Source organism: Methanohalobium sp. (assembly GCF_018609725.1).
Taxonomy (GTDB): Archaea; Halobacteriota; Methanosarcinia; order Methanosarcinales; family Methanosarcinaceae; genus Methanohalobium.
In genome coordinates this window covers 1-6,674 of the sequence record NZ_JAHENT010000073.1, presented here as the reverse complement: position 1 = coordinate 6,674, position 6,674 = coordinate 1, and the positions used below count along the sequence as shown (strand labels likewise).

At 32.7% G+C, this 6,674-nt stretch carries 8 protein-coding genes and 1 pseudogene; 7 read left to right on the top strand and 2 right to left on the bottom strand.

What is annotated here, in order from left to right:
* Positions 1-469: 469 nt before the first annotated feature.
* The 6 genes from QZ276_RS04590 to QZ276_RS04565 all read left to right on the top strand — a co-directional run bounded on the left by QZ276_RS04590 (position 470) and on the right by QZ276_RS04565 (position 4,945).
* A complete protein-coding gene (locus tag QZ276_RS04590; protein WP_292485715.1) occupies positions 470-1,006 on the top strand; it encodes a metalloregulator ArsR/SmtB family transcription factor in 537 nt (178 codons plus the stop codon).
* A 265-nt stretch (positions 1,007-1,271) separates the two neighbouring features.
* Positions 1,272-1,994: a PGF-CTERM sorting domain-containing protein gene (locus tag QZ276_RS04585; RefSeq protein ID WP_292485713.1), complete on the top strand. Its 723-nt coding sequence runs from the start codon at positions 1,272-1,274 to the stop codon at positions 1,992-1,994.
* Between the two features lie 95 nt (positions 1,995-2,089).
* Positions 2,090-2,752 (top strand): cobalt transporter CbiM, encoded by a 663-nt coding sequence (gene cbiM, locus QZ276_RS04580; protein ID WP_292485710.1) that lies wholly within the window; start codon positions 2,090-2,092, stop codon positions 2,750-2,752.
* A complete protein-coding gene (locus QZ276_RS04575; protein WP_292485709.1) occupies positions 2,736-3,239 on the top strand; it encodes a hypothetical protein in 504 nt (167 codons plus the stop codon). Before cbiM ends, QZ276_RS04575 begins: the two co-directional genes overlap by 17 nt.
* 24 nt (positions 3,240-3,263) lie before the next feature.
* Positions 3,264-4,022: a cobalt ECF transporter T component CbiQ gene (gene cbiQ / locus QZ276_RS04570; RefSeq protein ID WP_292485707.1), complete on the top strand. Its 759-nt coding sequence runs from the start codon at positions 3,264-3,266 to the stop codon at positions 4,020-4,022.
* On the top strand, positions 4,022-4,945 hold the full coding sequence (locus tag QZ276_RS04565; protein WP_292485705.1) for an energy-coupling factor ABC transporter ATP-binding protein: 924 nt from the start codon (positions 4,022-4,024) through the stop codon (positions 4,943-4,945). Before cbiQ ends, QZ276_RS04565 begins: the two co-directional genes overlap by 1 nt.
* Positions 4,946-4,954: 9 nt before the next feature.
* Here the strand turns inward: QZ276_RS04565 and QZ276_RS04560 are convergent, their stop codons facing one another.
* Entirely contained in the window at positions 4,955-5,380 is a 426-nt protein-coding gene (locus QZ276_RS04560; RefSeq protein ID WP_292485704.1) for a zinc ribbon domain-containing protein, read from the bottom strand.
* Positions 5,381-5,910: 530 nt separating this feature from the next.
* Between QZ276_RS04560 and QZ276_RS04555 the strand changes: the two genes are divergently transcribed.
* Positions 5,911-6,435 (top strand): hypothetical protein, encoded by a 525-nt coding sequence (locus tag QZ276_RS04555; protein ID WP_292485703.1) that lies wholly within the window; start codon positions 5,911-5,913, stop codon positions 6,433-6,435.
* Between the two features lie 63 nt (positions 6,436-6,498).
* On the opposite strand, the pseudogene QZ276_RS11455 reads toward QZ276_RS04555, so the two are convergent.
* Positions 6,499-6,674: pseudogene (locus tag QZ276_RS11455) on the bottom strand (RNA-guided endonuclease TnpB family protein); the annotation flags it as partial.

Genomic DNA, 6,674 nt, shown 5'->3' with positions numbered 1-6,674 from the left:
TTGTGGGAGAGTTTTATCTCCACACCACTATATACTTATACCTCAACCAATTTAAAAGGAATTATTTGAGTATTAAATATTACCTATACGGGTAAAATTTAATGAGAGTATAACATAAAACATAATATTAAACCAGAATGGACTTTTTAGATTACACATTCAATAGCCTAACAGATAACAAATTTTATTTTAGATTAATTTTGTTTTTAACTGTATTATCCATTTGGGTAACGATTGTAATGCAAATAAATAGAGATATATTAAGTAATGACTTTTTACCCGGATGAAGAAAATTAACTTGAATAAACGTAAACTCCACTTGCATACTAACTAATTGGATAATATTACAATTAATTTAGACCAAGCAATATACTTGCAGCTGTTTATTGTTCAAATAAAAATATCATAATTTCTCTGGAAAATAAATTTTGATTAATATCAATTTTAAAATAATTAAAAGTTGAATATTATGAGTGAGACAAATAAAAATAAAAAAATATTCAAAGCTTTGGGCTGCAATACCCGACTGAATATACTCAAATTGCTGGCAGATAATGAAATGCATATTACAGGTATAGCCAATGAATTAGGCATATCTGTTCCAGTAACTGCAAAACATATAAGAATATTAGAAAATGCAGAACTGGTTGAACGCCAAAAATTTGGCAATTCTCATATATTAAAAGTTAATACGGAAAATATCTATACCATTTTGGATAAATTCGCACCAACTAAAGATATAGAAGTTGAAAGAGGAACCAACCTCCTTGATATACTCAAAAAGGTCTCATCTGTTGAAGTAAAAAAGATAGGAGACAGAGAAGCGGTCGTATCTACAGAGGGAGAACAGGGTTTTTTCGTTTATGAAGTCAACGGGAAAATGTCAGATAAAACCGTTCATGAATGTACTTTTGAGGATGACGCTATTGTAGAATGGAAAAAACTAGAACCTATTACCAGGCTGAGACTCGATATTAACATTAAAGACCATGAAGATAATAGTTGAACTATACTCATGGTTGTTGGTAAAAATTTAAAATTTTACTTCTACCATATTATTTTTTAGCATTTTTAAATTAATCAACTTGACTTGATATAATTAGTTCAAATAATAATCTCAATTTTTTTCTTAATCCCTTGTTTCAGAATTTATTACTTCATTTTAACCATATGGTTAACGTTCGTTTGTCAAATCCAAATTGATTTAATTTATATTTACATCATGATTGCATACCGAATTTTATTAAATTAATAGATGAAAGGTGATTTTGATGAATAAATTCAACAAATTAGGAATGATTTTAGTATCAACTTTACTTGTATTTGCTTTGAGTATGCCAGTATCTGCTCATGAAGGACATTCCCATGATGATGCTCCGCAATCACTGGTAGAAGTTGAAGAACACGCAAATGAAATTATAAGCGTGGCAGAAACTATCCACACTGAATCCGCAAAGATTGCTGATGACAAATCGTTAAATAGTGACCTGAGAGCAAAAGCAGAGACAGTTCACAAATCTTCTCACGAAATAGAACACATTGCAAAAGAAATCATCAGTAATGTCGAAACTCTTGAAGGAATTGAACACCCGGATGAAAACAAGGATAAGGTAAAAACTGAAATTAGTGAAATCAACGAAAATATCGATGAATTAGCCAATCTCCTGAACTCAAAATCAGATGCTGTTCATGAAGTTGAAGAAAATACACCGCAATCACACAAAGAATATGCTGAAGACATTCACCATGAGTTCCACGAACTCGGTGAAATTGGAAGCCATCTTAAAGAGCATGCTTCTGAAATTGAAAACGATATGATTGAAACTGGAGAAGAACATGACCACGAACATGAAGAAGGTTCATCATCCGAAAGCGAATCCAGTTCTAAATCTTCAGAATCTGAACAAGAAGGAGCTGTTGAGAGCCCAGGGTTTGGTTCATTGTTAGCAATATCAGGGCTATTTGCAGTTGTCTATCTTGTAAAAAGAAAATGAATAATAAAAATAAAGCATGGGTGAAACTTGTTAAATCCACCCATGTGTTTGACCTTGTTTATTAAATAATAAGACTATCTGGAGGATTGTAAACAATGCACATATCAGATGGAGTCCTTTCCGCTACTGTTGTAACAGGTGGATGGACGATAACAATTGTCTTAGCGTTTCTAACCCTCTGGTGGAGGAGTCAAGAATCTGATATTACAGAAGAAATTCCCAAATTTTCTGTAATGACAGCTGCTTTCTTTGTGGCGTCCCTGATACATCTTCCAATCGGACCTACAAGCGTTCATATGATTTTCAATGGTCTTGTAGGTATCGTTCTTGGTCCACTTGCATATCTGTCATTGGTGGTGGGTCTCATATTACAGGCGTTCCTGTTCCAGCATGGAGGAGTGACCACCATTGGTATAAACGCAATGAATATTGGTATTCCTGCTCTTTTGAGTTACTATGCATTCAAAAAAGGTTATGATTTCGGTATTTCTGAAAAAATAATGGGTGCTTTCAGTGGCGGAGCAGCTATTTTTATGACCGTTATATTGCTTTCTATAACTCTATTAACAACAGGTCAAGAATTTATCGGTGTTGCACAGGTATCTGCAGCAACACATGCACCGCTAATGATAGTTGAAGCAATAATCACAGGGTCTGTTGTGACATATCTCTCTAAAGTTAAACCTGAATTGTTGCCTATAAAAATTCATAAAAATGAAAAATCAATGGAGGGATCTAAATATGGTACTGAATTTTAACCGAATTTTACTGGTAATCGCCATTTTAACTATGGTTTTCGTTCCTACTGCATCTGCACACAGTGTGCATATGGATGTTATCGAAAAATCAGTTGATAAAATCAAGGTCAAAGCCTATTATGGAGGCGGCGACCCTATGAAAGATGCTGAGGTAAAAGTCTATTTAATTACTGAAAATGATGAAGAACCCTATATAGAGGACAAATCAACAGACGAAAATGGGATATATTCATTTGAACCTCAACAAGGACATGATGTTTATAAGTTAGTGGCATCTGATTTCGGACACCAAGTTGAAAAAAAGGTAAGACTAGATTCTCAGTCGTCATCCTCATCTAAGGGGTCATCCAGTAATGGTGATACTGATGGACTGCCTATGCCTGCAAGAATAGTATCTGGTTTTGGATACATTGCTGGTATTGCAGGTATTGGTATGATGGCAAATGCCAGAAAAATAAAGAAAAAATACGAAAACGAAAATGAATAAATGAACAGGGAACTAAAATAAACAATGAACTATCCAAGGGTTGACGCATATTCAGAAATCGAATCAGTAATACACAATTTTAATCCCAGAGCAAAGATTATTACATTTACAGCTCTTATATTTTCTTTTGCTTTTATCGAAAGTTTGACAGTAGCTCTGTTTGCTGTTTTGTTTTCAGTAAGTCTCATATTTATTTCTAAATTACCTATTGGTTTTGTTTATGCACGCTTAAAATATCCAATAATATTCATATTTGCTATTTTTGTGATAATGTGCTTTACAGTAGAAGGTAACATAATAATAGGTTCATATTTTGTAAGTGTTACTCTGGAAGGGTTAAAACTTGGGTTACTTATATTTCTCAGAGCTACTGCTGCTTTAATTATTGCGTTTTTAATGCTTGCCACTAACAGGTTTGATACCATTATAAAAGCTTTATATATGTTGAAATTGCCGAATGTAGTTGTTCAGATGATTGTATTTTCTTATCGATATATTTTTGTCTTGGTGGATGAATTTCAAAATATGAAAAAATCAATGTCTGCAAAAGGTTTTGAAATTAAAGCCAACAGATATGGATTATCTACTATAGGTAACTTGATAGGAATGTTACTTGTTAAAAGTTATGAAAGAGGGGAAAGGGTACATAAGTCGATGATTTCAAAGGGTTATGAAGGAAAACCAAGAATGGATACAAATTACAATTTAATGTTTTCTGACTATGCACTAACAATTTTTATGATTGTCTTAGCGTTAGGCGTACATATATATCCGGTGATATAATGAAAAAAACTGCAGTATCCATAAAAAATTTGGATTACACATATCCAAACAGTAAAAAAGTCTTAAATGATGTTGATATGGAGGTTTTTGAAGGAGAAAAAATTACAATCATGGGTCCAAATGGTGCTGGTAAAACCACTCTTTTACTACATCTAAACGGTACATTAAAAAAATCAAATAGCGATGATGTTTATATTTTTGGACAACCAATCAGTTCAATGAATATAAAAGATCGGATTCAATATGTAGGGATTTTATTCGAGGACCCTGATGACCAGCTATTCATGCCGACAGTTTATGACGATGTTGCTTTTGGACCTTATAATATGGGTCTGGACAAAAAAGAAGTTGAAAAAAGAGTTAAAAAATCCATGACCAGAGTAGGACTTCAAGGATTTGAAAATGAAGTACCCCAACATTTGAGCACTGGTCAAAAAAAGAAAGTTGCATTGGCTGCAGTTATTTCGATGGAACCTAAAATACTTGTTTTGGACGAACCAACTGCTAATCTTGACCCTAAAAGCAAATCAGAGTTTATATCATTTATTAGGGAACTTAATGAAAAAGAAGGTATTACTACTATAATAGCTACTCATGATGTGAACACAATATCATATCTTACAGATAGAATATATGTTCTTAATGAAAAGATAGTAGCCTCAGGAACACCACATGATATATTTTCAAATCCTGAATTATTGAAACAATTTAACTTGGAAGCACCTGACCCACTTAAAATTTTCCGGATGCTGGAGTGTTTTGGATATGATAGTAAAAATCATCCTTTATCAATAAATGAAGCTGCGGAAAACCTTATAAACACCATGCAAGAAAACGGTGATATCATGAACCTCCAAATGGATAAAGATGCGTATGAAAACATAAAACAACTGGTAAATCTTTATACATACCATCCTTTCTGAGATAAGTATTCACAATACGCAATATATCAAATAAATATTGTTGGTTGTATATATTCTGACATACTCCCACGGATAAATCTGTTGGGTTCTGTGGTCGGTGGGCGTCACACCGTTGCCACTTGCGGGGCGCCAGTACTCCCGTACGATGCATCTCTGTCTGCACCAGATTGACCACCTGGACGCAAAGCTATATTGAACCGCCGCGTTTGCGTCCGCATGATCAACGTGCCCACAATGAGGACACTTGAACGATTCACCGTTTCTAATACCCAGATAACCACATCTACTGCAATTCTGCGAAGTATATTCAGTATTGATGTATTCAACTTTTCTATATTTCGGACACCAGATTAAATGGTACCCTATATTGAAGACTGTAGTATTGCTATATGTCCACCTGTTTACCATTGCATTTATTATATGATTGACAATCATATAATGTATCGGGTTTGAAAACACTAATCAACAGGGTTGTTTTATGACGGTTAGAAACCGTTGGCTTTCAAATACCCCTGTTCCCCATCTTCGTAAAAATCAATATAGTAATATAATGAAATATAATAACTTGTATTATTTTCTTTTAGTTGCTATAGATTTTTTATTCAAAAGAGTAATATTATATGTATATGAATAGTAGGAATACTCAATATCTACCTGATATATTAGTTCTTTTTGTTTTCCTTCCACTTTTTTTAATTGTAGTATATTTTACTTCATTAAATAGTGCTTTTATATTACATACAGATGATTACACTATTTTTACGATATACGCCACAAATTTCGCTCATTTTGATTATAACCATTTCATGAGCAACCTTTTGTCGTATATGGTTATAATATTGTTAATTTTTATTTTTTTCAGAATATTTGGATTATGTGAAAGAAAAAATTTTTATTTAAACCTGTTAACCATTTTTATTATTGCACCGTTTGGAATTTCTCTGTTCAGTCTCCTTATTTATGATATGGATAAAATATTGGGATTATCAGGTGTCGTATCATCTCTATTAGGCTATTTTACAGCCTCATTTGTTACCTATACATATAAAAAAGCAGATATAAATTTGAACCGTACAATTTTGTTCTTGTTCCCTGTGATTTTTTTTAATTTATCTATATTATCACTTATTAGGTATGGATTAATAGAAAATACAGGACTCGATTTGTTACTAATTTTAATCCTTTCAATTTACCTTCTTGATGAAGCTAAAATTGATATCATCAAAATATATCATTCGTTTAAAAATAATAATCTAGTAACTAGTAACTTAAAAAATATACCATTTTACTGGTATGCAATAGCTACTGTATTATTATTCTTTACATTTACAATAGGTTTGTGGTTAATTCTCTTCCCTGAAAAAATCCTAAATAATGGTAACATAACAAACATACAGGGGCATTATATAGGATTCATGATTGGAACATTGACACCTATCTTAACCTATAAACTAAAAGTTTACCTAAAAAAATTAACTCAATTACATTAAACTAAACCATCTCACGTTATTGCAATTGATAAAATTGATAAACATAAACATCAATTTTTATTATCAATTACATTCGTGAGATAATCTCACCGGGTGTAACGCCATACCCTCTATTCCCTTCACAGCTCCAGGAATTGCTTTCTTCATGATGTTGTAAGCTCCATTCACATCGGCGTTGATGATTGTACCGTTTGATGACCGGAACAAACCTCTTTTTATTCTTTGACCCAGGTAATAGG

Coding starts and splice junctions, on each gene's coding strand:
- cbiM (WP_292485710.1), top strand. CDS start 2,090: ATGCACATATCAGATGGAGTCCTTTCCGCTACTGTTGTAACAGGTGGA.
- QZ276_RS04585 (WP_292485713.1), top strand. CDS start 1,272: ATGAATAAATTCAACAAATTAGGAATGATTTTAGTATCAACTTTACTT.
- QZ276_RS04575 (WP_292485709.1), top strand. CDS start 2,736: ATGGTACTGAATTTTAACCGAATTTTACTGGTAATCGCCATTTTAACT.
- QZ276_RS04560 (WP_292485704.1), bottom strand. CDS start 5,380: ATGATTGTCAATCATATAATAAATGCAATGGTAAACAGGTGGACATAT.
- QZ276_RS04565 (WP_292485705.1), top strand. CDS start 4,022: ATGAAAAAAACTGCAGTATCCATAAAAAATTTGGATTACACATATCCA.
- QZ276_RS04590 (WP_292485715.1), top strand. CDS start 470: ATGAGTGAGACAAATAAAAATAAAAAAATATTCAAAGCTTTGGGCTGC.
- cbiQ (WP_292485707.1), top strand. CDS start 3,264: ATGAACTATCCAAGGGTTGACGCATATTCAGAAATCGAATCAGTAATA.
- QZ276_RS04555 (WP_292485703.1), top strand. CDS start 5,911: ATGGATAAAATATTGGGATTATCAGGTGTCGTATCATCTCTATTAGGC.